At 67.7% G+C, this 22,717-nt stretch carries 21 protein-coding genes; 3 read left to right on the top strand and 18 right to left on the bottom strand.

Going from position 1 to position 22,717, the window contains the following annotated elements; all coding sequences use genetic code 11:
- Positions 1 to 39: 39 nt before the first annotated feature.
- The 4 genes from QRD43_RS17600 to QRD43_RS17585 all read right to left on the bottom strand — a co-directional run bounded on the left by QRD43_RS17600 (position 40) and on the right by QRD43_RS17585 (position 2,516).
- On the bottom strand, positions 40 to 474 hold the full coding sequence (locus QRD43_RS17600) for an ExbD/TolR family protein (RefSeq protein WP_285983811.1): 435 nt from the start codon (positions 472 to 474) through the stop codon (positions 40 to 42).
- A 14-nt stretch (positions 475 to 488) separates the two neighbouring features.
- Positions 489 to 917: an ExbD/TolR family protein gene (locus tag QRD43_RS17595; protein ID WP_285983810.1), complete on the bottom strand. Its 429-nt coding sequence runs from the start codon at positions 915 to 917 to the stop codon at positions 489 to 491.
- 24 nt (positions 918 to 941) lie between these two features.
- Positions 942 to 1,622, bottom strand: a complete 681-nt coding sequence (locus QRD43_RS17590; RefSeq protein WP_285983809.1) for a MotA/TolQ/ExbB proton channel family protein — start codon at positions 1,620 to 1,622, stop codon at positions 942 to 944.
- 252 nt (positions 1,623 to 1,874) lie between these two features.
- Positions 1,875 to 2,516: a hypothetical protein gene (locus QRD43_RS17585; protein WP_285983808.1), complete on the bottom strand. Its 642-nt coding sequence runs from the start codon at positions 2,514 to 2,516 to the stop codon at positions 1,875 to 1,877.
- An 857-nt stretch (positions 2,517 to 3,373) separates the two neighbouring features.
- Here QRD43_RS17585 and QRD43_RS17580 point away from each other — a divergent pair.
- Positions 3,374 to 6,418: a TonB-dependent receptor gene (locus tag QRD43_RS17580; RefSeq protein WP_285983807.1), complete on the top strand. Its 3,045-nt coding sequence runs from the start codon at positions 3,374 to 3,376 to the stop codon at positions 6,416 to 6,418.
- A gap of 142 nt (positions 6,419 to 6,560) precedes the next feature.
- On the opposite strand, the gene QRD43_RS17575 is transcribed toward QRD43_RS17580, so the two are convergent.
- Both QRD43_RS17575 and tadA read right to left on the bottom strand, forming a co-directional pair.
- Positions 6,561 to 7,469, bottom strand: coding sequence for an LD-carboxypeptidase (locus QRD43_RS17575; protein WP_285983806.1), 909 nt, complete (start codon positions 7,467 to 7,469; stop codon positions 6,561 to 6,563).
- Positions 7,466 to 8,077, bottom strand: a complete 612-nt coding sequence (gene tadA, locus QRD43_RS17570) for a tRNA adenosine(34) deaminase TadA (RefSeq protein ID WP_285983805.1) — start codon at positions 8,075 to 8,077, stop codon at positions 7,466 to 7,468. Before tadA ends, QRD43_RS17575 begins: the two co-directional genes overlap by 4 nt.
- A gap of 209 nt (positions 8,078 to 8,286) precedes the next feature.
- Between tadA and QRD43_RS17565 the strand changes: the two genes are divergently transcribed.
- A complete protein-coding gene (locus QRD43_RS17565; protein ID WP_285983804.1) occupies positions 8,287 to 9,450 on the top strand; it encodes a DUF72 domain-containing protein in 1,164 nt (387 codons plus the stop codon).
- Between the two features lie 6 nt (positions 9,451 to 9,456).
- Here QRD43_RS17565 and QRD43_RS17560 read toward each other — a convergent pair whose 3' ends face one another.
- From QRD43_RS17560 to guaB, 12 genes are all read right to left on the bottom strand, one after another.
- The gene (locus tag QRD43_RS17560) at positions 9,457 to 9,678 is read right to left on the bottom strand and encodes a hypothetical protein (protein WP_285983803.1); all 222 of its coding nucleotides are present in this window, start codon (positions 9,676 to 9,678) and stop codon (positions 9,457 to 9,459) included.
- Positions 9,679 to 9,787: 109 nt separating this feature from the next.
- Entirely contained in the window at positions 9,788 to 10,594 is an 807-nt protein-coding gene (locus QRD43_RS17555; protein WP_285983802.1) for a FadR/GntR family transcriptional regulator, read from the bottom strand.
- A 65-nt stretch (positions 10,595 to 10,659) separates the two neighbouring features.
- Entirely contained in the window at positions 10,660 to 11,706 is a 1,047-nt protein-coding gene (locus QRD43_RS17550) for an NAD(P)-dependent alcohol dehydrogenase (protein ID WP_285983801.1), read from the bottom strand.
- A gap of 27 nt (positions 11,707 to 11,733) precedes the next feature.
- The gene (locus QRD43_RS17545) at positions 11,734 to 13,089 is read right to left on the bottom strand and encodes an ABC transporter substrate-binding protein (RefSeq protein WP_285983800.1); all 1,356 of its coding nucleotides are present in this window, start codon (positions 13,087 to 13,089) and stop codon (positions 11,734 to 11,736) included.
- Entirely contained in the window at positions 13,086 to 13,571 is a 486-nt protein-coding gene (locus QRD43_RS17540) for a RidA family protein (protein ID WP_285983799.1), read from the bottom strand. The genes QRD43_RS17545 and QRD43_RS17540 overlap by 4 nt, the downstream gene beginning before the upstream one ends.
- 76 nt (positions 13,572 to 13,647) lie before the next feature.
- The gene (locus QRD43_RS17535; RefSeq protein ID WP_285983798.1) at positions 13,648 to 14,376 is read right to left on the bottom strand and encodes an ABC transporter ATP-binding protein; all 729 of its coding nucleotides are present in this window, start codon (positions 14,374 to 14,376) and stop codon (positions 13,648 to 13,650) included.
- On the bottom strand, positions 14,373 to 15,104 hold the full coding sequence (locus tag QRD43_RS17530) for an ABC transporter ATP-binding protein (protein WP_285983797.1): 732 nt from the start codon (positions 15,102 to 15,104) through the stop codon (positions 14,373 to 14,375). The genes QRD43_RS17535 and QRD43_RS17530 overlap by 4 nt, the downstream gene beginning before the upstream one ends.
- Complete coding sequence (locus tag QRD43_RS17525; RefSeq protein WP_285983796.1) at positions 15,101 to 16,114, bottom strand: branched-chain amino acid ABC transporter permease; 1,014 nt, start codon at positions 16,112 to 16,114, stop codon at positions 15,101 to 15,103. The genes QRD43_RS17530 and QRD43_RS17525 overlap by 4 nt, the downstream gene beginning before the upstream one ends.
- Positions 16,111 to 16,968, bottom strand: a complete 858-nt coding sequence (locus QRD43_RS17520) for a branched-chain amino acid ABC transporter permease (RefSeq protein WP_285983795.1) — start codon at positions 16,966 to 16,968, stop codon at positions 16,111 to 16,113. Before QRD43_RS17520 ends, QRD43_RS17525 begins: the two co-directional genes overlap by 4 nt.
- A gap of 434 nt (positions 16,969 to 17,402) precedes the next feature.
- The gene (gene guaA / locus QRD43_RS17515; protein ID WP_285983794.1) at positions 17,403 to 19,007 is read right to left on the bottom strand and encodes a glutamine-hydrolyzing GMP synthase; all 1,605 of its coding nucleotides are present in this window, start codon (positions 19,005 to 19,007) and stop codon (positions 17,403 to 17,405) included.
- Positions 19,008 to 19,019: 12 nt separating this feature from the next.
- The gene (locus QRD43_RS17510) at positions 19,020 to 20,294 is read right to left on the bottom strand and encodes an MFS transporter (RefSeq protein ID WP_285983793.1); all 1,275 of its coding nucleotides are present in this window, start codon (positions 20,292 to 20,294) and stop codon (positions 19,020 to 19,022) included.
- Positions 20,295 to 20,372: 78 nt separating this feature from the next.
- Complete coding sequence (gene guaB, locus QRD43_RS17505) at positions 20,373 to 21,845, bottom strand: IMP dehydrogenase (RefSeq protein ID WP_285983792.1); 1,473 nt, start codon at positions 21,843 to 21,845, stop codon at positions 20,373 to 20,375.
- Between the two features lie 314 nt (positions 21,846 to 22,159).
- Between guaB and QRD43_RS17500 the strand changes: the two genes are divergently transcribed.
- On the top strand, positions 22,160 to 22,690 hold the full coding sequence (locus QRD43_RS17500) for a DUF4124 domain-containing protein (protein ID WP_285983791.1): 531 nt from the start codon (positions 22,160 to 22,162) through the stop codon (positions 22,688 to 22,690).
- The last annotated feature ends 27 nt before the right edge of the window (positions 22,691 to 22,717 follow it).

The raw sequence follows: 22,717 nt of genomic DNA, 5'->3' as shown, positions 1-22,717 counted from the left end.
GCCCTTGCGGACAGCGCGTCCATGAAGTCTACGCAAGTTTTACTTGACGAACTGCTCGTTGCCGACGATGCCCATCTTGGTCACACCGAGGCGTTGAGCGGCTGCCAGCACCATGGCCACGCGGCCATAGTCCACCAGCTTGTTCGGCTTGATGTGGACTTCGGGCTGATCGGGACCCGGCTTGGCGGCCTCGATCAAGCGAGCCTCCAGCTGGTTCTTGTCGATCTGCTCGTTGTTCCACAGAACGGTGCCGTCGAAGTCGATGAAGATCTCGACCACCACCGGCTCCTTCACTTCCGTCGGAGGCGGTGCGCCGTTCGGCATGTTCATGTTCACCGAGTGCAGCTGGATCGGGATGGTGATGATCAGCATCACCAGCAGCACCAACATCACGTCAATCAGAGGCGTGGTGTTGACATCCATCATCACATCGGCTTCGTCCCCGCTGGACGAACTACCAACATTCATTCCCATGCTGTGCTCCTGCCTCAACCACCGCGCGCAGGCGGCTCGGTGATGAAGCTGATCTTCATGATGCCGGCACGCTGGCAGGTGTAGATCACCTTACCAACGGATTCGTAACGAGCCTTTTCGTCGCCACGAATGTGCACCTCAGGCTGAGGATTCAGCACGGCCACCTTCTTCAGACGCTCGAAGAGAGCATCCGTGTCCGGCACGTTGGCGGTTGCCCAGTAGATGTCGCCATCCTTGGTAACCGCGATTTCGATGTTCTCCGGCTTGGTGACGCGAACCAGGTTCGTTTCCTTGGGCAAGGAAAGCGTCACCGATTGCGTGACCACCGGAACGGTGATCAGAAAGATGATCAAGAGCACCAACATCACGTCCACGAGGGGCGTGGTGTTGATGGTCGAGACCACTTCATCATCGCCGGAGGAGGATCCGACGTTCATTCCCATGATGGAACTCCGGGATGAATTGGATTAGCGCTTGACTTGACGGCTGCCCATCAGGACGCCATGCAGGTCGGAAGCGAAGGCGCGCACTTGCGACATCACGGCCTTGTTGCGGTTCACCAGCCAGTTGTAGCCCAGCACGGCAGGCACAGCGACGGCCAGACCGATGGCGGTCATGATCAGGGCGGCGCCCACGGGGCCGGCGACCTTGTCGATCGAAGCTTGGCCAGCCACGCCGATCTGGGTCAGGGCCTGCAGAATGCCCCACACGGTACCGAACAGGCCGATGAAGGGAGAGGTCGAGCCCACGGTCGCCAGGAAGCCCAGGCCGCCTTGCAGACGGGTGTTGACTTCGCCGACGGCGCGTTCGACGTTCATGGTCACCCAGGTGTTGTGATCGATGTTCTCGGTCAGGGCACCTTCGTGGTGGTCAGAGGCTTCGACGGCGCTCTGGGCGATGTAGCGCATGGCGCCGGTCTCGCTCAGGGTCTTGATGCCGTCTTGCAGGCTGGCCTTCTTGAAGAAGGTGGCGCGAGCTTCCTTGGCTTCCTTGGCCAGCTTGGAGGTGTCCCACAGCTTGGTGAAGAGGATGTACCAGGAACCCATGGACATCACAGCCAGGATGGCCAGGACCATCTGGTCGACCACGTTGCCGTGGGCGACGATGTTGCCCAGGCTGTAGGGGTTCTCGGTGGACTTTTCAGTCACGGGAGCGGCAGGAGCGGGAGCGGCGGCTTCAGCAGGAGCTGCGGTTTGCTCGGCAGGCTTCTGGTCCTGGGCATGAGCAACCATCGGCGACACGGCCAGGGTCGCAGCAACTGCGATTGCCGCGATCAAGGCGGAGATACGAGAGATCATGGAGTCAACTCCTACGCAAAGAAAACTGAAGTTCAGTTGAGAAAGTGGGGCCAGGTGCCAGCCCCTTCTTGTGTCGAGAACCGGGCGTGCGGCCCGGATTCATCAGTCGATGTTGAACACGAAGTCCTGTTCGAACACGTGATCGCCAGGGCACTCGTAGGTATCTGCCAGTGCCTGGGAAATGGCGTTCTGCATGGCGCGCTGCGCCTTGCGATCGCTCGCCGCCTTGATGACGGTCAGTTCGACGCCGACCACGCGGCCGGCCTTCACCGTGGCCGTGGCCTTGAATTCAGCACGGCCAGACCAGTTCACCGACGGCACTTCCGGCTTGCCCATCTTGGTGCAGACCATGGCAGCGGTCTTGGGACCGGTCACGGCAGGCTTCGGTGCGGGCGGTGCCGGCGTAGGCTGCGGCGTCGGGCGCACTTCGGTCGCGGGCGGGCGATCAGAGCTCTGCATCTGGATCGGGGCCGGGGGCGCCGGAGCCGTCACCTGGACTTCAGGAGGCGGAATGAACGGAGGCGGCGGAGCCTTCATGTCAGGAGGCGGCGGGACCACCTTCTCGACGGGAGGCGGCGGCTTCTTCACCTCTTCAATGACCTTGGTCTCGATCGGCGCGATGGCCTGGACCACCTTCTTCGCCAACCCGCTCGCCAGGGCGTAGGCCATCAGCACGTGGACTACCACCACGACGCCAAAGCCCGTCAGCCGCGACGAACTGTTGTTCTCCTGCGCAAAGTTCATGCGCGCTCCTTCAAAAGACTTCGAAAAACTCAGCAACACGTACCGCTCAAGGCGGCACAACAAAAAAGGACGCCCCGTGAAGCGACCCCTTCTACGCAGGTGGATGCCCAGTCTCCAAAGCAACCACCCTTCACTCGACGCAGGACCGGCAATGTAGCAGCAAGCGACACAGGTCTGACTTCAAGCGGGTTACCGACATGCCCAATAGTTCCGGGCACGCCTCGGGACGCGCGCGCAGAACTCCGCGGCCATGCAGCAGAGGCGAAATGATACGCGAGAGCCCTCTCTAGACCGGTTCGGGCTTACCCCGAGCTTTCAAGACGCCTTCTGTGCTTGGACGCAGCCGACCGGCGCCGCATCAACCGGTATTCTACTGGTCCCATCGTAATGCATCGGCGCCGGTCGCGCACCCAGCGGGGCCCCCGAGGGGCGTTTGCACTTGGACAGTACCTGCCACGACGCTTTGTTGCTCACCAATCACAAGGGTATACGCGCAGCCATTCGTCATGGAGATGCCATGCGTCATGGCCCCAGATGATCTCCGTAGCGCACAAATACTCAGCGCTGACAGAAGCTTGGCAGCACTTTGAACGGAGCTGCTTGAAGGCGCCCAGGTTTGCTGCGCTCGCACATCATGGGCTAACCCTAAGGGGCCCCCTCTCCAAAGTTCTGAAAATCGCCCACGCAGTTTCTGCTTGCCGCGCCAACCACGCGCCTCACGAAGGTCGTCACGGTGAGTCAAGTCAAGACTGAATGCAGTCTTCCTAACAAATGAGGGTTTTCCTATGACAGTTCGAGTGAATGAAGGCTCCCTGACCTTTGCACGTCGGTCAGCGGTTGCAGTTGCTGTGGGCCTCATGGTGGCGTCTAGCGCCGTCTACGCCCAGTCCACCACCAACAGCACGGTCTACGGTGTGGTCGTCGCCAAGCCCGGCACCACCATCCAGCTGGAGAACGTGGCGACCGGTGCCAAGCGCGCCGTCACGCCGGACGCCAAGGGCCAGTTCCAGGCCTCGTCCCTGCCCCCCGGCACCTACCGTGCCCAGCTGATCGTCGACGGCAAGGTCACCTCGACCGACACCATCGAGCTCGTGGCCGGCCAAGGTTTCGAACTGAAGTTCAGCGCCGCCACCACCGCCGCCCTGCAAACCGTGGAAGTGACTGGCCGCCGCCAGGTCATCGACGTGTCCCGCTCCAACAGCGGCGCCACCTTCACCTCGAAGGACATCGCCCGCCTGCCGGTGCAGGAAAACGTGGCCGCCGTGGTGCAGCTCGCCCCCGCCACGACCCGCGCCGACTTCCGCTACGGCAACAACGCCGCCAGCTTCGGCGGTTCCGGCTCGTCGGAAAACGCGATCTACATCAACGGTTTCACGGCCACGAACGGCATGTTCCAGGTCGGCTACTCGTCGCTGCCCTTCGGCGCGATCGCCTCGACCAACGTGATCACCGGCGGTTACGGTGCCGAATTCGGCCGCTCGACCGGCGGCGTGATCAACATCAACACCAAGTCGGGCTCGAACGACTGGGAAGTCGGTGTCGGCGCCTCCTGGTCGCCCAAGGCTCTGCGCGCCAAGCAGCGCGACATCCGCTACGGCAACACCGGCGCATTCCCGGCCACCGACGGCACGCTGTTCTTCTACAACGGCGATGACAGCTACGACGAGAAGCGCCTGACCGCCTCCATCGCGGGTCCGATCATCAAGGACAAGCTGATGTTCTACTTCGCCGCTGAGCGGACGGAGATGACGCATGAAGGCACCCGCCTGGCCTCCAACAGCGTGGACGCCGGCAAGACGGGTTGGCTGGAACAGACCCGCACCACCCCCCGCTCCTTCCTGAAGCTGGACTGGAACATCTCCGACAACCATCACCTGGAGTACACGGGCATCCGTGACACGGTGAAGTCGAAGGACCGCTACTTCGGTTTCGACTACAAGACCCTCAAGCGCAACGACGTGCTGGGCGGTGGCGCCGACTTCGAGAACTACGCCGCCGGCGTGCCGTTCCTGAGCGCCACGGGTGCCGCCATGTCGGCTCCGCAGGGCGCCAACCTGGACATCATCAAGTACACCGGTTACATCACCGATGACCTGACCGTCCAGGCCCTGGCCGGCAAGAGCAAGACCGTTCGCGTCCAGAGCCCGCTGAACTACATCCCGGGCCTGTATCCGGTGAACGCCGCCGTGGACGCTCGCGCCCCGGGCATCAACTACACCCCGTCGCAGGTCCAGGGCTTCACGTCCAACCTGCTGCGTGACGATGCCCACGACGAGAACACCGGCTACCGCCTCGACGTCGAGTACCGCATCAACGACCGTCACACGGTCCGCGCCGGTATCGACTCCAACCACATCAAGGCAGCCAACGGCAACTCCGCAGCGGGTGGCGGCAGCTACACCTACCTGCGTTCGGACAATCCGAACGAGGTGAGCTCCGGCATGACCGCATCCCCGGCCTCGACCGGCAGCCCCCTGGGCAAGCTCGGCTACTACGTCAGCGAGAACCACCTGCTGCAAGGCGCCACGCCTGAAGTCAAGCAGGCCGCCCAGTACATCGAAGATCGCTACCAGGCCACCAAGGACCTGCAACTGGTCTTCGGCCTGCGCAACGAGCAGTTCACCAACCTGAACTCCCTTGGCGAGACCATCATCGAGAAGAAGCGCCAGCTGGCTCCCCGCTTCTCGGCTACGTGGGACGTCAATGGCGACGCCAGCATGAAGGTGTACGGCACGGCGGGTCGCTACCACCTGCAGATCCCGGCCAACCTGGCCGTGCGTTTCGCCGGCGGTTCGCTGAACACGCAGAACTTCTACACCTACACCGGCGTGGATCCCGTCACGGGCGCTCCGCAAGGCAAGGTCTCCATCGGCAATGTCTACTCGCCCAACAACGAGTACGGCGTGCCGCCGGACGCCCGCGTGATCGCCTCGAAGGACATCCGCTCCAACACGCAGGACGAGTTCGCCATCGGCTTCGAGAAGGCCCTGGGCTCCGAGTACGTCGCCGGCATGCGCTTCAACTACCGCAAGCTGGTCAGCTCGATCGACGACGTGTCCGACACCCGTCCGTTCAAGAGCCACATGACGGCCGCCGAGTACGACTACTTCGCCGGCAACTGGGGTGGCAGCCTGTTCAACCCGGGCCAGGACAACACCTTCATCGTCCCCGTGGGCGAGACCGTGGTCAACGGCAAGACCGTCCAGACCATGAAGGAAGTGGCCATCAAGTGGAGCGAGTGGGGCTTCCCCGAAGGTCTGAAGCGCAACTACATGGCGCTGGACTTCTCGCTGGAACACCCGATGCGCAACGGCTGGTACGGCAAGGTGACCTACACCCTGGCCAAGAGCACCGGCAACACCGAAGGCCAGCAGAAGTCTGACAACGGTCAGGCTGACGTCGGCTTCACCTCGGTGTGGGACTTCCCCGAGATCATGATCAACGGCAGCGGCCCCCTGCCCAACATGCGCCGCCACCAGATCAAGGCCATGGGTGTGTATGAGCTGAGCGACCAGTTCTCGGTCTCCGGCAATGCCCTGCTCGCCTCCGGCCGTCCCCGTTCGTGCTCGGCCACGCTGCCTGTCGACCAGGATCCGGCACACCTGAGCTCGGGCTATGGCTCCATCTTCTACGTCTGCAAGGACGCTCCTGGCCGCGGTGGCCTGGGCTTCCTGCCGTGGGAGACCCGCCTCGACGTGGCTCTGATGTACAAGCCCAGCTGGCTGAAGGGCCTGACGCTGAAGGCGGAAGTCTTCAACGTGTTCGACAAGCAGACCATCACGGCCGTCAACGAAGCCTACAACTCGGCCAGCGGCGCCCGCAGCGCCCTGTACCAGATGGAACAGAACTACACGGCTCCCCGTGCTGTGACCTTCTCGGCACAGTACAACCACAAGTTCTGATCAAGGCTTGACGCCCCCTGCTCTCCCGCTTCGGTGGGAGAGCCCCAAAAAAAAGGCCCTGATGGCGACATCAGGGCCTTTGTTCTTGTGCGGGCGCCCGGACGTCGGGGCGCCATGGCCCCGCCCCGCCCCGGCCCGGGGCTCAGTGCCCCCAGGCAGCGATCACGTCGCGGCCCTGGACGACGAGGTCCACGCGATGCCCCACGGGCAGGCAGACCTTGGTCGGGACATGGCCGAAGGGCAGCCCGGTCAGGATGGGCGTCTTCGTGCGCGAGCGGACGGCCTCGACGGCACTCTTGAGCGTGTAGCCGCGGTCCAGCGGCGACTTCTTCCAAGCGCTGAAGTCGCCCAGGATGACCGCCTTCTGCTCATCCAGGAGGCCTGCCTGCTGCAGCTGCAACAGGCTGCGCTCGACCCGGTAGGGGTGCTCGTTGACGTCCTCGAGGAAGAGGATCCCGCCCTTGACGCGCGGGAAATGCGGCGTGCCGAGCAGCGAGTTCACGATGCTGAGGTTGCCGCCCCACAGCGTCCCGCGGGCCTCCAGGCCGTCGAAGCCGGCCTCGGTGCGGAAGCCGATGGCCTCCAGTTCGCCGTGCATGGCCTCCAGGAAGCAGTCCTGGGTAACGTCATCCACACCGCCGTCCTCGTCGGTGCGGCCGAAGTCCTCGCAGGCCATCGGGCCGGCCCAGGTGACGGCCTTGGCATGCTTGAGCAGACCGAGATGCAGGCTGGTGAGGTCGCTCAAGCCCACCCAGCGCGTGCCCTGCTCGACGCTGCGGGCGAGCAGGGGCCAGTCGATCTGATCCAGCAGCCGCGTCATGCCGTAGCCCCCGCGAGTGGCCATGGCCACGGACGGCGCGGCAGCCGCCACGCGGTGCAGAGCCGCCAGACGCGTGGCGTCATCACCCGCGAAGCGCTGGTGCTTCGCCAGGGCCGCCTCGTCGATGCTGACCTCGAAGCCCAGCGCGCTGAGCCGACGGGCGGCACGGCGCAGGGGTTGGGCCTGCGGCAGAACGCCGGCAGGGGTGTAGAGGATCAGGCTGGTGCTCATAGGCTGGGGAAGTCCTTGGGGAAAAAGTCCAGCGGGCTGGCGTCGCCCACCGGGATGCTGGAGTCGTCGGACCGCGCGGCGGCGGCCCGCCGCTCATCGCGGCGCTGGCGGGCGGCCGCGCGCCGCTCGGCAAAGAACTGGCGCAGGAGCTGGGCCGCCGGCTCGGCGAGCACGCCGCCCTGGATGCAGGTGTGGTGATTCAGCTGCCGCTCGCCGAAGAGGTTGAGCACCGAGCCGGCAACACCGGTCTTCGGGTCCGGCGCGGCGAACACCACGCGCTTGAGCCGGGCATGCATCATCGCCATGGCGCACATGGCGCAGGGCTCCAGCGTGACGAAGAGCTCGCACTCGGGCAGGCGGTAGTTGCCGAGCAGTTGCGCGGCATGGCGCAGGGCCACGATCTCGGCGTGCGCCGTCGGATCGTGTGTGGTGATGGGACGGTTGTAGCCGGTGGCAATCACCTGCCCCTGGCGCATCAGCACGGCACCCACGGGCACCTCGCCCACGAGCCAGGCGTTGTGGGCCTGGTCCAGCGCCAGGCGCATGGCGTAGTCGTCGGCCGGCGAGCAGGGCGGGGCGTCCGGGGCGGTGGAGGCGTGTTCGGTCATGGGGTTTCCCAGTGTAGCAAGCCCCTTTCAGCGCTCGATGGGTGCCGTCGCGAGGGACCGGGGATGCCGTCCCCGACGGTGCACCGGCGAGGGCACGGGCCTGGCCCCCTGCGCAGGACTGAACGGCCGTCCGCGAAGGCCTCATCCACGCCCGGTCTTCGCCGCCCGCATCCGGGCCGCGCTGGCGCCGGGACGTATGCTCGCTCCCCATGCAGGAGAGCCTCTTTCCCCCCGACCCGGCCGCCGCGCCCGCCCCGCCTGGGCAGCCGGGGCGGCGCGCGACCGCCTCTGCCTCCAAGCGGGCGGTGGGGCCGGCCCATGACGGGGCAGACGACGAGGCAGACGACGGCGCCGATGACGGCGCCGATGAGCGGATCGACGCCCCGGCGCCGGGCAGCCCCAGGACGCGTGGCATCCAGCCGGCGGTCCCGACGCCCGAGACGCTCGCCCTGGCGGCCGACCTGCCCTCGCTGATCCGCCTCGGCGGCTCCACCTGGAGCTATCCCGGCTGGGCCGGTCTGGTCTGGGACAAGCCCTACAGCGAGTCCCAGCTCGCCCGGCGCGGCCTGCAGGCCTACGCGCGGCACCCGCTCCTGCGCTGCGTCTGCGTGGACCGGACCTTCTATCGGGGTCTCACGGTCTCGCAGTACGAGCAGCTGGCCCAGCAGGTCGGGGACGATTTCCGCTTCCTCGTGAAAGGTCCCGCCCTGGTGTGCGATGCCCAGATGCGCGACGAGCAAGGGCGCGGCCGGCAGGTCAACCCGGCCTTCCTGGATCCGGACCTCGCGCTGCAGGACTTCGTGCGCCCCGCCATGGAGGGCCTGGGGCACAAGCTGGGTGCCCTGGTGTTCCAGCTGAGCCCCCTGCCCCCGGCGTGGCTGGATCGCATGGACGACTGCCTGGCCAGGCTGGACCGCCTGCTCAGCGCCCTGCCGGACCTGCCGGAGCTGCACCAGCGCTGCCCTCAGGGCGTCATCGCCATCGAAGTGCGGGACGCCCAGTGGCTGACGGACGGCTTCGTGCAGGTTCTTCGGCGCCATGGCGCCAGCTACTGCCTGGGCCTGCACCCCAAGCTCCCGGCGATCGACGATCAGCTGTGGGTCCTGCGCCGCCTGTGGCCCGCTCCCCTCGTCTGCCGCTGGAACCTCCATCGGCGCCACGGCCCCTTCGGCTACGAGGACGCGGAGCAACGCTACGGCGACTACTCCCGACTGGTGGATCCCGACCCCGACACGCGTCGGGTGCTCGCCCGGGTGGCCCGTGCCACCGCCGCGGCGGGCTGGCCCGTCTACATCGGCATCAGCAATCATGCCGAGGGCTGCGCGCCGCTGTCGGCGCTGGCCCTGGCGGCCGGCATCCGAGAGGCCGCCTGAGCTGCCTCAGGGTGCGGCAGCCTCCGACGCCCGCTGGGCCGCCTGATCCACCAGGCCCTGGACCTGCTCGCGCACGGCCTCGGTCTGAGCGCGCGGCTCGGCCGGGGCGCCGGCGCCGGACGCCGCCTCGGGGGAAGCAGCCTTCAGCTGCTGCGTCGAGTGCTTCGCGTTGAACATCACGATGGTCAGCACGATGAGCAGACCGACGATGCCGACGATGGCGCGCATGGAGAACTCCCCGTCAATGCGTCATTGAGTCTCACGACCCGGAGCGGGCATCTTCTCATGCCGACGGCGGGCCGGCCCCGGCACCGGCCAGCAGGTCGGCAGGCCCGGCTCAACCTTCATCGTGTCGGGGCCGGCGCCGCTGGCGTTTCATCTCGGAGTCCAGCAGCAGGCGGCTGCGCAGGGCGGCCTGCACGGCATCGAGATGGCGCTCGGTATCGACGATGTGCGCAAGCATCAGCCGCGACACGAGTGCCGCATCCTGCCGGCGCGCTGCCGCCAGGATCCGGCGGTGGTACCGTACCGCGGCCTGTCCGAGCTGCTGATAGGCCTCCGGAGAGGCATGGACGGATCCCACGACCATGGTCTGCAGCAGCGCGTTGATCAGCTTGCAGTGAAAGCGCAGGAAGGGATTGGGGCAGGCGTCCGCCAGGATGTCGTGGAAGTGCAGGTCCTCCGTCCTCTGGTGCATCAGGCAAGACGCCCCGGCGATCGGTTCGCAGCAGTCGATGGTGCGATCCATCGCCGCGAAGTCCTCGCTCGACAGATGGGGCACGGCTTCCGCGGCCAGCGCAGGCTCGACCAGGCGCCGCACCGCGTAGATGTCTCGGACATCGATGTCCTGGAAGAAGAGGTAGTTCTGGAGGAACTGAAAGGTCCGGTCCAGCGAGACCGCCTCCATCGTGGCACCGCCTCCCGGCCCGGTACTCAGGCGGATCAACCCCTGAACCTCCAGCGCCTTGAGCGCCTCGCGCATGCTGCCGCGGCTGACGCCGAAGTGTTCCAGGAGGTCCAGCTCCCGTGGGAGGCGCGCACCCGGGCGAAGGTTCCGTTCAGTGATCCAGCGCTTGATCTGCTCCACCACCAGATCGCCGCGCTTGAGCGCCCGCGGGGCCGCGCTGCCCTCGTGCCAGTCCATGGAAGACTCCTGGGAGTCTCGGGCTCGCCCAACGGACCGGCGGGCGGATGCGGGTGGCTTGGGGCTCAACGCAACGAGCCCATGTCAATGACAAAGCGGTAGCGCACATCGCCCCGGTCCAGGCGCTCGAAGGCCGCATTGATGTCCTGCATGCGAATGCGCTCGATGTCGCAGACGATGCCATGGGCGGCGCAGAACGACAGCATGTCCTGCGTCTCGGCGATGCCGCCCAGTGACGATCCAGCGAGGCGGCGTCGCTGCCCGATCAGGCTGGTGGCACGGACGGACTGCGCCTGCGGCGAGATCCCCAACAGGACCAGCGTGCCGTCGCAACGCAGCAGGCCGGACAGCGCATCCAGGTCCACCGGCGCAGAGACGGTGTTGAGGATGAGGTCGAAGGCCCCCCGCAACTGCGGCTCCGCACCGAAGTCGCTCGAGCTGTGGAAGGCGTGGGCCCCCAGCCGGAGCGCATCGGCCTGCTTGTGGGGCGAATGGCTGAGGACGGTCACCTCGGCCCCCATGGCTCTGGCAAGCCGCACGCCGACATGGCCCAGCCCGCCGAGGCCCAGGATGGCCAGCCGAGTGCCCGGCCCGACCTGCCAATGACGCAGTGGCGAATAGAGCGTGATACCCGCGCACAGCAGCGGCGCGGCGGCATCGGACGGCAAGGCATCGGGCATCGCCACCGTGAAGGCCTCGTCGACCACGATGGCCGTGGCATAGCCGCCGTAGGTGCGGGTGAGCCCGTCGCGCTCCAGCCCGTTGTAGGTGGCCGTCATCCCCTGCTGGCAGTACTGCTCGAGGCCTGCGCGGCAAGGCTGGCAATGCCGGCAGGCATCCACGAAGCAGCCGACGCCGACACGCTCGCCCGCGTGCCGGTGCTGCACGGCCGCCCCCACCGCCGTGACGGTACCGACGATCTCGTGCCCCGGCACCATCGGGAACAGCTGCCGTCCCCATTCGCCGCGAGCCTGGTGGAGGTCGGAGTGGCAGACACCGCAGAAATCGATGTCGATGAGGACGTCATGGGGTCGCAGCGCACGGCGCTCGACCTGCCAGGGCGTCAGCGGCTCGCCGCGACGCTGGGCTGCGAAGGCTTGGGCCAGATACATGGGAGGCTCCCTCCGTGAGAAGGCGGTTCAGTGCTGCCAGGGCGGCGCGGCCATGGGCTCGGTGCGGATCTCGGGCGGCCAGACGACGCGCCGCTCGCCGTCCGGGCGCCACTGGTTGACGCCGATGGCACGGAAGCCCGGGCCGAAGCGGGCGTTGTGATTGCGCTCGAACGCCCAGCGTGCCGTCACCCCGACGAGGTCCGTCGCCTCCAGGGACCGCACGAGCGCGTCCGGCGTGGCGGCCCCTTTCTCCAGGGCCTGCTTGAGGATGAAGAGCGCGTCATAGGTGTAGCCGCTGGTGTAGTCCGGTGACACCTTGAAGCGGGCGACGTAACGGTCGTACCAGGCGATGGTCCGGGGTGTCATCGCAACGCGCTGGCCGCCCGTCATGAGGTTCATGTGGCTCACCGCGCGACCGTCGGTGTCCTTCCAGAACCGCGTCGAGGCGCCGGAGGCATTGACGCCGACCATCGGCGGCCCCTGCATCTCGCCCCACTGCTTGACGTAGATGGCGCCGTCAACGTGCGAGGACAGGTCGATGATGTACTGCGGATCGGCCCGCAGGAGCTTGGTCAGCAGCGGCTTGAAGTCCTTGGTGTCGACGTCGAAGGCCTCCTCGGCGACGATCTTCACCCCGGCCGCCGCGAGCCCCTGCTTCAGCGGCGGCAGCAGGCCCTTGGCCCACACGGCGTTCTCCGACAGGATGGCCGCGCGCACGAGCCCCCGTTCCTTGAGCAGGAAGCGGACGGCGAAGTCGCTGAGCGACCCCGCCATCTCGTCGGTGGTGTGCATGACGCGGAACCAGTACTGGTGCCGCTCGCGGTCCTGCGTGACGCGGTCGGAGAGCTGCAGGGTGGCCGCCCCGGTCGAGAGGAACGGGACCTTGTAGCGCACCATCTGGTCGACAACGGCCAGCGCCGAGCCACTGGACGCGGTGCCGATCACGGCGACGACCTGGTCCGAGAGCGCCAGCTTCTTGTAGGCATTGGCGGCACCATCCGGCTTGTACTCGTCATTCGCGAGGACCAGCTCCACCGGACGGCCGCCGATCCCGCCGGCGGCGTTGATGTCGTCTGCGGCCAGCCGCGCAGCATTCAGCAGGCCGTCGCCCGGGGGAGTGTTGAACGGGGCGATCACGCCGATCCGAATGGCATCCGCCGCCCGCACGGGCAAGGCCAGGCTCAGCGCCGCGGCGGCCAGCACCAGCAGCAGTGCAGTCCCGAGCGTGCGCCGGCGCGCGCGCATGGCCAGCGCCCGCGCAGGGTCCCGCAGGAAAGTGCCGGGCACCGATCGCAGCCAGGCCAGGCCGCCAGGCGCCGCTCCCGGCTGCCGTGGACCGACGAGGCCATCGGGTGCCTGCTGCGCAATCGTCATGTGTTTCATGGCTTGAGCTCCATTGATCGAGAGGGGTTCAGAAGGCCTGCCTCGGCGGCCGCCGCGGCAGGCGGATGGGGTCGATGCCCTGACGTGAGATGCTCCCGCCGGGCGGCCATGATCTCGACCTCGAGCATCCAGCGGGCATCGACCAGGCCGGCCACCCACACCAGCGTCATCGCCGGCTTGATGCTGCCGAAGTAGCGGTGACGGATCTCGGCAAAAGTGGCCATGTCGCACTGCGGCTTGAGGTAGCCCGTGAACTTCACGACGTCGTCCCAGCCCATGCCCGCGGACTGCAGGATCTCGCTCAGGTTCACCATCACGAGCTCGACCTGACGCCCGAAGTCAGCAGGCACGCCTCCTTCCGGATCGACACCCACGGTGCCGGAGCTGATCAGCAGCCGCGCCTCCGCAGGCACGACGAAAGCATGCGAGTAGCGATGCCGATAGGGCGGCGCGATGGTCTGGGGATCGATCAGCTGGTTCATGGTGGGAACTCCTTCCGGGAACAAGAGCAGGTACGAGAGCGAGGCTGGGCGGTCGGGCGGGGTGCAAAGGCCGGGCTCACAGGCCCAGGTAGGCCTCACGGACGCCGGGATGGCTGGCGAGCTCGTCGCTGGGCCCCTCCAGCACGACCCGCCCCCCCTCCAGCACGTAGGCGCGATGGGCCAGGTCCAGCGCGGCGCGCGCGTTCTGCTCGACGACCAGCGCCGAGAGCCCCTCGGCGTTGAGCTGACGCAGGACGCTGAAGATGCGCTCGACCATCAAGGGTGCGATGCCGAAGGAAGGCTCGTCCAGCATCAGCACGACGGGGCGCGACATGAGGGCCCGGGCGACGGCCAGCATCTGCTGCTCGCCCCCGCTCATCGAGCCCGCGCGCTGGCGCCGTCGCAGTTGCAGGACCGGGAACAGCGTCCCCATGCGCTCGACGTCGGCGCCGATGGCTTCGCGGTCCCGGCGGAGGTGGGCGCCGAGCCGGAGGTTGTCTTCCACGCTGAGATCGGCGAAGAGCTGCCGGCCCTCGGGACAATGGATGAGGCCCGCCTGCACGATGAGCTGGGGCGCCCGCCCCTGCAGTTCCCGCCCCTGCAGCAGCACCCGGCCCTGGCTGGGCAGCAGGCCGGAGACCGCGCGCAGCAGCGTGGTCTTGCCCGCACCGTTGGGCCCGATCAAGGCGACGATCTCGCCGGCCGCGACGTGCAGCGACACGCCCTCGAGCACGGGCACGGAGCCATAGGCCGCGTGCAACTGGTCAACGTGCAGCGCCATGCTGCCGTCGTGCTGCGGGCTCATGCGGCGTCCCCTAGACGGCCGAGGTAGGCCTCGATCACACGCGCGTCACGGGCGATCTGCGCGGGCGGCCCTTCCGCGAGGCGCTCGCCGAAGTTCATCACGAGCACCCGGTCCATCAGCGGCATCAGCTCCCGCAGGCGGTGCTCGATGACGACGGTGGTCCCCCGGTCGGCGCGGCGCTCCTGGAGGCACCGGATGAGCGTCCGGATGGCCGGCAGGCCCAGCCCCGAGAAGGGCTCGTCCAGGAGCAGCACGGCGGGCTCCTGTGCCAGCGCCCGGCCGATATCCAGCAGGCGCAGCTCGCCCTGGTTGAGGGACTCGGCGGGGGCCTGGGCAAGGGCCCCGAGCCCCAGCGCCTCGAGCAGCGCCATGGCCCGCAGGCTGCATGCCGAAGGGGGGAGGCCCCGGCCGGGCGCGCCCAGCGGCAGCATCAGCACCTCGATGGTCCGCAGCCCCACAAAGGGCCGGACCAGCTGAAACGTGCGGGCCAGGCCGGCCCGCGCCACCTCGTGGGCGGACCGCCCCACCAGCTCCGCCCCCGCCAGGCGCACCGAGCCGCGATCGGCCCGGTGGAAGCCGGACATGAGGTTGAACAGGCTGGTCTTGCCGGCCCCGTTCGGCCCGATGATGCCGAAGAGCGTGCCCGCCTCGACCTGGAAGGACAGCGACTCCACCGCCCGCACACCACCGAAGCGCTTGCTCAGCCCCTCCACTGCCAGCAGCGTCATGAGGCCTCCCGGATGTCGTGCTCGTGGTCGTGGGGGTGGGCGCCAGCACGGCCGGCCGCGGCGCGACCCGGGCCGACCACCCGACGTACGGCAGCGGCCAGGCCGTCGGGGAACAGGCAGACCAGGGCAATCAGCAGGCCGGTGAAGAGGAGGGCCCGGTAGGGCTCGGCGGCGCGCAGGCCCTCGTTGACGAGGGTCAGGGTCGCGGCCGCGAGCGCCGGCCCGACCAGCGTGCCTCGCCCCCCGATGGTGGCCAGCAGCACGACCAGCACGCACAGGCTGCCGGCCAGCAACTCCGGATTCACCTGCATCTGCGTGTGACCATGCAGCCCGCCTCCGATGCCGGCGAGGAAACCGCTGAGCGTGAAGGCCTCGACCTTGCAGCGGGCGGTGTCCAGCCCGCAGGCCTGTGCCGCCTCCTCGTTGTGGCGTGTGGCTCGCAGGATCAGCCCCCGCCGCGAGCGCTGGAAGGCCAGCATGGCGCCCATGCTCATCGAGAAGAAGAGCAGGCAGACGAGCAGGTCGCTGCGGGCCTCCCCGGTGAAGGAGCGCAAGCCGGACAGGCCCTCCTCCCCGCCCGTCACACCGGACAGCAGATAGGCCAGCTTGAAGCCCACCGCCGCGCAGGCGAGGGTCGCCAGAGAGAAGTACGGGCCGCGCAAGCGCAGCGTCAGGCCGCCAATGGCCGCACCGAGCAGGGCCGCCGCCACGGCGCCCGCCGGCACGGACAGCCATGGTGAGAGCCCGAGGTGCCGGCCCAGCAGGGCCGAACCATAGGCGGCCATGCCGATGAACAGGGCGTGACCGAAGTTGTCGAGCTCGGTGGGGCCGCTGAACAGGTCCCAGCTGGCGGCGTACTGGGCGTGCAGCACGGCCACGATCAGGACCTCATGCAGGTAGATGCTGGTGCCGAAACACGCTGCCGCCACCGCGGCCAGCACCGCCATGACGAGCAACAGGTACCCGCCTGAGCGACCGTCGAACACGGTGGGACGTCCTGGGCGCCTCATGCGCTTCTCCGCGCGATCAACCCAGAGGGCCGCAGCACCAGCACCGACACGATGACGAGCAGCGCCACGAGGTCGGCGTACTGGTCCGAGAGCGCGAAGGTGGTCAGCACCTCGGCCAGGCTCAGCAGGAAGGCTGCCATCACAGCTCCCGGCAGGCTGCCCAGGCCGCCCAGGATGGCAACGGCGAAGGCCTTGACGAGCCAGTAGGCCCAGAGGGTCGGGACGACCGTGATGAGCGGCGCCACCACCGCGCCCGCCAGCGCCGCGAGCCCCGCGGAGAGCACCAGCGTGCCCGTGAGCACGGCCGAGGCGTCGATGCCCACCAGCGCCGCGCCCTGGCGGTTCTGGGCGACGGCGACGAGCGCGCGGCCGTGGCGGCTGAAGCGGAGAAAGGCGCCGAGGCCGGCCAGCAGGGCCAGGGACAGCGGCAGCAGGAGCACCTCCAGGCGCAGCAGCCGGACACCCAGCCAGGTGTCGCTGCCAGGCAGCAGGGACGGCACGGCCGTCGCACTCGAGCCGAAGGCCAGACGCAGTGCCTGTTCGATGAACAGCGCCACGGACAGCGTCATCACCATCGCATACGACGTGGACTGCGGCCGCCGCTGAAGCAGGGTCCGGTGCAGAAGCGCGGACAGCAGGCACACGGCCAGCACGGCCAGGGTGATGGCCAGCCCGAGCCAGCGACCGCCCAGGACGCGCTCATAGAAGAAGTGGGTGAAGTAGCCGCCGAGCATGAAGAGCGTGCCGTGGGCGAGATTGAGCACGCCGCCCACCGAGAACACCAGCACGAAGCCCACGGCCACCAGCGCATAGAGCGCGCCGCGGCTCAGCGCATAGACGGCGATCTCAAGCATGGCGGACCGCCCGCCGGCAAAGGCGCGACACGGCAGCGGCACGGGACCGCCCCACCTGGGCACCCTGGACTGTCGAAAGCGGCATGTCGGGCCTCACTCATTAATTTATGATGATAAATATAATGAATTCGGCAAATCCATGCACTGTGAATGTTGACAGGTACTTACCCGAACATCCGCGCCGACCTGCAGGATCGCGCCCATCTCGTCGGGCTGTGATGCACGGGGTCGGTCCGATCCCGGGCAGCGCCAGCCCGCCTGGTGGCGTGAGATCGGCCTGCGACTGGTCCGCGGTATTTATGCCCATTCTTGCCCCTCCCGGGCCCGGAGCGGGCGGCATCCAGGCCCGGAATCGGGCAAAAAAAAGGAGAGCCCGGGGGCTCTCCTCTGGGACCGGGCCGACGCCGCCGTGCGGCGTCAGCGCGGGCGCTGCCTCACTCCCACTCGATGGTCGCGGGCGGCTTGGACGAGACGTCATAGGTGACGCGGTTGATCCCGCGCACCTCGTTGATGATGCGGCCCGACACCTTCTTCAGCAGGCCATAAGGCAGCTCGGCCCAGTCGGCGGTCATGAAGTCGCTGGTCTGCACGGCGCGCAGGGCCACCACGTAGTCGTAGGTGCGGCCGTCGCCCATCACGCCCACGCTCTTGACCGGCAGGAAGACGGTGAAGGCCTGGCTGGTGAGGTCGTACCAGGTCTTGCCCGTGGCCTCGTCCTTCCAGTTGCGCAGCTCCTCGATGAAGATGGCATCGGCACGGCGCAGCAGGTCGGCGTAGTCCTTCTTCACCTCGCCCAGGATGCGCACACCCAGGCCCGGACCCGGGAAGGGATGCCGGTAGACCATCTCGGGCGGCAGGCCCAGGGCCACGCCCAGCTCGCGGACCTCGTCCTTGAACAGCTCGCGCAGCGGCTCCAGCAGCTTCAGGCCCAGCTGCTCCGGCAGGCCGCCCACGTTGTGGTGGCTCTTGATGGTCGTGGCCTTCTTGGTCTTGGTGCCGCCGCTCTCGACCACGTCAGGGTAGATCGTGCCCTGCGCCAGGAAGGTGGCGCCCTTGTGGCCCTGGCCGCTGGCCTTGAGCTTCTCGGCCTCCGCCTTGAACACATCGACGAACAGGCCGCCGATGATCTTGCGCTTCTTCTCCGGGTCGGTGACGCCGGTGAGCTGGCCGAGGAAGAGCTCGCTGGCATCCACGCGGATCACCTTGGCGTGCAGCTTGCCCTCGAACATGTCCATGACCATGTCGCCCTCGTTCAGGCGCAGCAGGCCGTGGTCGACGAAGACGCAGGTGAGCTGGTCACCGATGGCACGGTGGATCAGGGCCGCGGCCACGCTGGAGTCCACGCCACCGGACAGGCCGAGGATGACTTCCTCGTCACCCACCTGCTCGCGGATCTTCTGCACGGCTTCCTCGATGTAACCGCCCATGACCCAGTCGCCCTTGCAGCCGGCGATGTCCCGCACGAAGCGGGTCAGCAGCGCATGGCCCTGCACGGTGTGGGTCACTTCCGGGTGGAACTGCACGGCGTAGTAGCGCTTGGCCTCGTTGGCCATGCCGGCGATCGGGCAGCTGGGCGTGGAGGCCATCAGCGTGAAGCCCGGGGGCAGCGCGGTGACCTTGTCGCCGTGGCTCATCCAGACCTTGAGCATGCCGTGGCCTTCCGGCGTGACGAAGTCCTGCAGGCCGTCCAGCAGCTTCGTGTGGCCGTGGGCCCGGACCTCGGCGTAGCCGAACTCGCGGTGGTCGCTGGCCTCCACTTGGCCGCCCAGCTGCACGGTCATCGTGAACATGCCGTAGCAGATGCCCAGCACGGGAACGCCCAGATCCCACACGGCCTGCGGCGCGCGCAGCTCGTGGTCCTCGTAAGTCGACGCATGGCTGCCGGACAGGATGATGGCCTTGGGCGCGAAGCTGCGGATGAAGTCATCCGAGACGTCGTTCGGATGGATCTCGCAGTAGACATGGGCCTCACGGACGCGGCGGGCGATCAGCTGGGTGACCTGGGAGCCGAAGTCGAGGATCAGGACTTTGTCATGCATGGTGGTGCTCACTCAGTGGCCGGCCGGCGCCGGGGCAGCGCTGGCCGAAGGGGTGGCCCGCGCGAAATGGCGCCAGGCGAAGAACAGGGACAGTGCCTGCAGCGCGGCACAGAAATAGAAGGGTGCGCCGGCCAGCCAGTCGGTCGGCGGCACGTCGGAGACGAGGTACATCAGGCCGGGGCCGATCACGGGCGCCAGCACCGCCATCACGCTGTTGAGGGACGACACCGCGCCCATGGTCTCGCCCTGGGTACGCGCATCCGCCGCGTTGGAGATGAGGCTCTGCAGCGCCGTGCCGGCGGCGAAGCCCAGCACGTTGACGACGATGGGCACGAACATCATCCAGCCCTCGGTGGCCCAGCCCCAGAAGGTGTTGGTGAGCACCGAGGACGCCAGGCCCCACATGACGAGCTTGTGCGCCGGGAAGGCCTTCAGCAGGCGGGGCATCAGGAAGCCCTGCACGATGACCGACATCACGCCCACCGCGAACAGCGACAGGCCGTTGGCCTTCGGGCCCCAGCCGAACTTGTGCGTGGTGTAGAGCACCCAGCTGCTGTGCAGGATGAGCTGTGCCAGGCCGCTCAGGCCCAGCACGAAGACCAGCCCGCCGACGCCCTTGAGCTGACCCAGCCGGCTGAGCGCGCTCACGGGATTGGCCTTGCGCCATTCGAAGGGGCGGCGGAGCTCGGGCTTGAGCGACTCCGGCAGCACGAAGAAGCCGTACAGCCAGTTCACCAGCGCCAGCGTGCCCGCCACGAAGAAGGGCAGGTGCAGGTTGATGTCACCCAGGATGCCGCCCATGGCCGGCCCGAGGATGAAGCCCATGCCGAAGGCCGCGCCCAGCATGCCGAAGCGCTTGGCGCGTTCTTCCGGCGCGCTGATGTCGGCCACGTAGGCGTTGGCGACGGCGGCATTGGCCTGCATCGCGCCGCTGACCAGGCGCACGGCCACCAGCATCCACAAGGCGGTGGCGGTCGCGGTGACGAAGAAGCTCAGCGCCAGGCCGCAGAAGCCGATGAGCATCACCGGCCGGCGGCCGTAGCGGTCGGACAGCGAGCCCAGGATGGGCGAGCCGAAGAAGTTGGCGATGCCAAAGGCGAAGGCCACCGCCAGGTAGGCCAGGTTGTGCTCGGCCGGCGTGCGGGCGAAGGTGCCCACCAGCGGCGGCAGCACCGGGATGATGAGGCCGATGCTGATCATGTCGATCAGCACGGCGATCATGATGAACAGCATCCCGGCCTGGCGCTCGGTCTTGGGAACGGGGGCGGGAGTTTCAGACACGGACATGGCTTGGGCTCTTGGCGGCGGCGGGGCCGGAATGAAAGCAGGGGCGACCTGCGTCGCCCCTGTCATCCGCTTGCCGGCTTATTCCGAACGGTAGTTCGGCGCTTCCTTGGTGATCTGCACATCGTGGACATGGCTTTCGCGAATGCCCGCGGCGGTGATCTCGACGAACTCGGCCCGCTCGTGCATCTCAGCGATGGTGGCGCAACCGCAGTAGCCCATGGAGGCACGCACGCCGCCGGCCATCTGGAAGACGATGGCGACCATGGAACCCTTGTACGGCACGCGGCCTTCGATGCCCTCGGGCACCAGCTTGTCCGCGTTCGGATTGGTGGTCTCGTCGTTTTCCTGGAAGTAGCGGTCCGCAGAGCCGGCCTTCATGGCGCCGATGGAGCCCATGCCGCGGTAGCTCTTGTACGAACGACCCTGGTAGAGGATCACTTCGCCCGGGGCTTCCTCGGTGCCGGCGAACATGCCGCCCATCATCACGGCGCTGGCGCCGGCGGCGATGGCCTTGGCGATGTCCCCGGAGTAGCGGATGCCGCCGTCGGCGATCAGCGGCACGCCCGTGCCCTTGAGCGCGGTGGCCACGTAGTCGATGGCGGTGATCTGGGGCACGCCCACGCCGGCCACGATGCGGGTGGTGCAGATGGAGCCGGGGCCGATGCCGACCTTGACGCCGTCAGCGCCCGCCTCGACGAGGGCCAGGGCCGCCGCGCCGGTGGCGATGTTGCCGCCGATGACGTCGATCTGCGGGAAGTTCTTCTTGACCCAGCGCACGCGCTCGATGACGCCGGCGCTGTGGCCGTGGGCGGTGTCCACCACGATGGCATCGACGCCGGCCTTGACCAGCAGCTCGACGCGCTCTTCCGTGCCGTCGCCCACGCCGACCGCCGCGCCGACGCGCAGCTTGCCTTGCGCGTCACGCGCGGCGTTGGGGAAGTTGGTCTGCTTGGTGATGTCCTTCACCGTCATCAGGCCGCGCAGCTCGAAGGCGTCGTTGATGACCAGCACGCGCTCCAGCTTGTGCGTGTGCATCAGCGCCTTGGCCTCGGCCAGCGAGGCGCCTTCCTTGACCGTGATCAGGCGCTCGGCCGGGGTCATGATCTCGCGCACGGCGGCGTCCATGCGGGTCTCGAAGCGCAGGTCACGGCCGGTCACGATGCCGACGACCTTGCTGCCGACCAGCACCGGGAAGCCCGAGATGCCATGGTGCTCGGACAGCGCCTTGACCTCGCGGACCGTGGTGTCGGGCGTGATCGTGATGGGATCGCGCAGCACGCCGGACTCGTAGCGCTTGACCCGCGCCACTTCGGCCGCCTGCTGCTGCGGCGTGAGGTTCTTGTGGACGATGCCCATGCCGCCTTCCTGCGCCATGGCGATGGCGAGGCGGGATTCCGTGACCGTGTCCATGGCGGCAGACACCAGGGGCAGGTTGATCCGGATATTGCGGGTCAGCTGGGTAGCAAGGCTGGTGTCGCGGGGCAACACCTGGGAGAACGCAGGCACCAACAACACATCGTCGAAGGTGAGCGCTTTTCCAAGAAGGCGCATGAGGGTGGCTCCAGACGCAAAGCGGCATTATAGGGAAGTCCCGCGAGGCCTGCCGCCCCTCATGCCCGCCGCCCCGCGAATTCGGGGCCGGAACCGGGCGCCAGCCCCGTCGGCACGGCCCTGCCCCGGCCCTCCCCGCTTCGCTGAAGCGCCCATGAACGGGGGCTCGCCGTGAACTATGGCCTTGGCACGAACACAGCCGCCCGGTAGCGTCAAGCGGGTTTCACATTCACTGACAACTGACGAGCCTTGCATCTGGGTTTGACCGGAGCCCGGCACTACACTTTGCGGGATTGACTTGGAAAAGAACTGACATGTCGTTGCGCCTCTCCCCCCTCTTTCAGCTGCTCACCCTGAGCGCGCTGGTGCTGTTCGGCCCGGCCGCCGAGGCGCAATGGAAATGGAAGGACGCCAGCGGCAAGGTTCAGTACAGCGACCTCCCGCCCCCCGCCAGCGTGCCCGAGAAGGACGTGCTGCTGCGTCCGCCCGGCGTGCGCACCACCGTCGTGCCCTACGGCTCGGCACAGGCGGCGGCCGCCAGTGCAGCGGCCGCAGCCTCTGCCAACGCCGCCGCCCAGGCCACGGCCAAGAAGGAAGGCGAGCAGCAGGGCAAGGCCAAGAAGGAGGCTGAGCAGGCACAGGCCCGCAAGGCCGAGGACGAGAAAAAGCTGGCCACCGCGCGGGCCGAGAACTGCGTCCGCGCCCGTCACAACCTGACCCTGCTGGACGCGGGCACGCGTGTCGCCACCATGAACGAGGCCGGCGAGCAGAGCTTCATGGATGACAAGCAGCGCGCCGCCGAACGCGAGCGCGTGCAGGGTGTGATCAAGAGCGACTGCCGCTGAAGCTCTGGCGGCCGCAGGGCAGCGATG

It is taken from the genome of Roseateles subflavus (genome assembly GCF_030285365.1).
In the GTDB taxonomy this organism is placed as follows: domain Bacteria; phylum Pseudomonadota; class Gammaproteobacteria; order Burkholderiales; family Burkholderiaceae_C; genus Roseateles_B; species Roseateles_B subflavus.
The sequence above is the reverse complement of the archived record's forward strand: the minus strand, read 5'-3'. Positions and strand labels throughout refer to the sequence as shown.

Coding starts and splice junctions, on each gene's coding strand:
- QRD43_RS17510 (WP_285983793.1), bottom strand. CDS start 20,294: ATGTCCGTGTCTGAAACTCCCGCCCCCGTTCCCAAGACCGAGCGCCAG.
- QRD43_RS17545 (WP_285983800.1), bottom strand. CDS start 13,089: ATGAAACACATGACGATTGCGCAGCAGGCACCCGATGGCCTCGTCGGT.
- QRD43_RS17555 (WP_285983802.1), bottom strand. CDS start 10,594: ATGGACTGGCACGAGGGCAGCGCGGCCCCGCGGGCGCTCAAGCGCGGC.
- QRD43_RS17565 (WP_285983804.1), top strand. CDS start 8,287: ATGCAGGAGAGCCTCTTTCCCCCCGACCCGGCCGCCGCGCCCGCCCCG.
- QRD43_RS17525 (WP_285983796.1), bottom strand. CDS start 16,114: ATGAGGCGCCCAGGACGTCCCACCGTGTTCGACGGTCGCTCAGGCGGG.
- QRD43_RS17600 (WP_285983811.1), bottom strand. CDS start 474: ATGGGAATGAATGTTGGTAGTTCGTCCAGCGGGGACGAAGCCGATGTG.
- QRD43_RS17585 (WP_285983808.1), bottom strand. CDS start 2,516: ATGAACTTTGCGCAGGAGAACAACAGTTCGTCGCGGCTGACGGGCTTT.
- QRD43_RS17520 (WP_285983795.1), bottom strand. CDS start 16,968: ATGCTTGAGATCGCCGTCTATGCGCTGAGCCGCGGCGCGCTCTATGCG.
- QRD43_RS17550 (WP_285983801.1), bottom strand. CDS start 11,706: ATGTATCTGGCCCAAGCCTTCGCAGCCCAGCGTCGCGGCGAGCCGCTG.
- guaB (WP_285983792.1), bottom strand. CDS start 21,845: ATGCGCCTTCTTGGAAAAGCGCTCACCTTCGACGATGTGTTGTTGGTG.
- QRD43_RS17560 (WP_285983803.1), bottom strand. CDS start 9,678: ATGCGCGCCATCGTCGGCATCGTCGGTCTGCTCATCGTGCTGACCATC.
- QRD43_RS17500 (WP_285983791.1), top strand. CDS start 22,160: ATGTCGTTGCGCCTCTCCCCCCTCTTTCAGCTGCTCACCCTGAGCGCG.
- QRD43_RS17535 (WP_285983798.1), bottom strand. CDS start 14,376: ATGAGCCCGCAGCACGACGGCAGCATGGCGCTGCACGTTGACCAGTTG.
- guaA (WP_285983794.1), bottom strand. CDS start 19,007: ATGCATGACAAAGTCCTGATCCTCGACTTCGGCTCCCAGGTCACCCAG.
- QRD43_RS17540 (WP_285983799.1), bottom strand. CDS start 13,571: ATGAACCAGCTGATCGATCCCCAGACCATCGCGCCGCCCTATCGGCAT.
- QRD43_RS17580 (WP_285983807.1), top strand. CDS start 3,374: ATGGTGGCGTCTAGCGCCGTCTACGCCCAGTCCACCACCAACAGCACG.
- QRD43_RS17530 (WP_285983797.1), bottom strand. CDS start 15,104: ATGACGCTGCTGGCAGTGGAGGGGCTGAGCAAGCGCTTCGGTGGTGTG.
- QRD43_RS17595 (WP_285983810.1), bottom strand. CDS start 917: ATGGGAATGAACGTCGGATCCTCCTCCGGCGATGATGAAGTGGTCTCG.
- tadA (WP_285983805.1), bottom strand. CDS start 8,077: ATGACCGAACACGCCTCCACCGCCCCGGACGCCCCGCCCTGCTCGCCG.
- QRD43_RS17575 (WP_285983806.1), bottom strand. CDS start 7,469: ATGAGCACCAGCCTGATCCTCTACACCCCTGCCGGCGTTCTGCCGCAG.